The 1,977-nt window shown below is 65.6% G+C and carries 2 protein-coding genes; one reads left to right on the forward strand and one right to left on the reverse strand.

Annotation, left to right across the window (positions count from 1 at the left end):
* Positions 1-1,291 (reverse strand): cation:proton antiporter (locus EOA27_RS34065; protein ID WP_145970744.1); only part of this gene is annotated, 1,291 nt, incomplete at its 3' end.
* Between the two features lie 350 nt (positions 1,292-1,641).
* On the opposite strand from EOA27_RS34065, the gene EOA27_RS34070 reads away from it, so the two are divergent.
* Positions 1,642-1,848, forward strand: a complete 207-nt coding sequence (locus tag EOA27_RS34070; RefSeq protein WP_126061490.1) for a hypothetical protein — start codon at positions 1,642-1,644, stop codon at positions 1,846-1,848.
* Positions 1,849-1,977 lie beyond the last annotated feature (129 nt).

Genomic DNA, 1,977 nt, shown 5'->3' on the forward strand with positions numbered 1-1,977 from the left:
TCGCCAGCGTGGTGATGACGGCCATGGTGAGGATCATGGTAAAGAGGTTGTGCGAGAGCACGCCCATCGACAGGCCGATCGAGGCGACGATGACCTCCGTGGAACCCCGCGCGTTCATGCCGCAGCCGACCGCGATGCCTTCGGCGCGGCTCATGCCGGCCACCTCGGCGCCGATGAAAGCGCCGCCGAACTTGCCGATCGAGGCGATCACCACCAGAGCCACGGTGAGCAGCGCCAGTTGCGGATCGACCAGCACGGTGAGATCGGCCGACAGGCCGGCGACGCCGAAGAACACCGGCATGAAAAGCGCCGTGATAATTCCTCGCAGCTGCCCTTCGATGTGGCGAGACAGGATCGGCGATTCACCCACCAATATGCCGGCAACGAAAGCGCCGAGCACGGTGTGCACGCCGATCAGGTCGGTGATCAGGGCCATCACCCCCATAATGGCGAGGATGACGGTGACCACCGCATATTCCGAGCGGAAGGTGTCGTTGGTCCAGCGGATGGCGTCGAAGACGATGCGGCGGCCCAGCGTGAAGGAAAACGCCATGAAGAGGGCGACGCCGGCGACGGTGAAGGCCAGGCTGGCGATCTCGATCCGCCCCTTGGTGGCGATGCCGATGGTGATGGCGACGACCACCCAGCCGATCGTGTCCTCGATGATCGCCGAGGAGACGATGATCTGGCCGAGGTCGCGGCGCATGAAGTTCATGTCGCGCACCACCATGGCGACGATCTTGACCGAGGAGATGGAGAGCGCAGTGCCGAGGAACAGCCCGGCGACGATGCGCTCGCCGCCGGCGGCGAGCAGTGTCTCGGGCATGAACTGGGCAGCGATGAAACCGAGCGCGAAGGGCACGGCAACGCCGGCGGCCGAGATGGAAAAGCAGGCGCGGCCGACCCGGCGCACGAGCCTCAGATCCGTCTCCATGCCGGTGAGCAGAAGCAGCATCAGAACGCCGAGCTGAGCGACGGCGTTGATCATCGATTTGTGCGTCGGATCGCCGGCGAAGACCAGCCGCTCGGCCGCCGGCCAGACCCAGCCGAGCAGCGAGGGTCCGAGCAGGATGCCGCCGATCAATTGCCCCATCACCGCCGGCTGTCCCAGCGCTTCCAGCACCTCGCCTATGCCGCGGCCGACAACCAGGAGCAGGATCAGCTCGGCGACGAAGATGCCTTCCGAGGACATGCCGGTCTTCTCGGCGGCGAAGGCGACGGCAGGCATCAAAGCGAGCGCCGCCGCTGCAAGCGCGATCCAGACCGACGGCGACCGGCGCCGATTGAGCATGTTGGACAAGATGCCCCCTCATTTCCTCGCCTGGGCTTAACGGTCTGGCGCGCGGATCGGTTGCACGGCTGATGGGAGCGTTTCCTCGCCCCCGCAAAGCGGGGGAGAGGTGGCTCGGCGAAGCCGAGACGGAGAGGGGAGCGCGGGTTCGACCGGCAAAAGCAGTTCGAAGAGGAGGGCTTCCGCCCTACGAACCCCCTCTCCGTCCGCTTCGCGGACACCTCTCCCCCGCTTTGCGGGGCGAGGAAACGCTCCCTACAATTCTATTCAAATGCCAGCGCCGATTTTTGCTTCGCGGTAAAGCGACTCGACGATGTTGGCGGCCAAGGCGGGGCAATAAGGAGAAGCTAATGAAAAGCGACTTTGCCGCCGCCCACCTGCACCTCGACCGGGCGTGCCATTACCTGCGTGGCGATGATGAAACGAGCCGCGCGGCGCTACAGGCACTCGACCTTGTGATCGACGCGGTGGCGGCGGCCCAGCATGCCAGGCCGGTGGCCGACGTGCTGCCCTTTCCGCGGCGCGCGAATGGCGGCGTTCCGCCGCTTGCATCCTGACTTATCCGCCTGAAAAGGCGGGAACATTTTGGGCCGGCCACACGTTGTGCTATACGGGGTGTGGCCGGCCTGTTTAAGTCGGATACGGCCGGCCATGGCGGCGGGAGGCGCATGGCACGATGTCCCAGC

The organism is Mesorhizobium sp. M2A.F.Ca.ET.037.01.1.1 (assembly GCF_003998075.1).
In the GTDB taxonomy this organism is placed as follows: domain Bacteria; phylum Pseudomonadota; class Alphaproteobacteria; order Rhizobiales; family Rhizobiaceae; genus Mesorhizobium.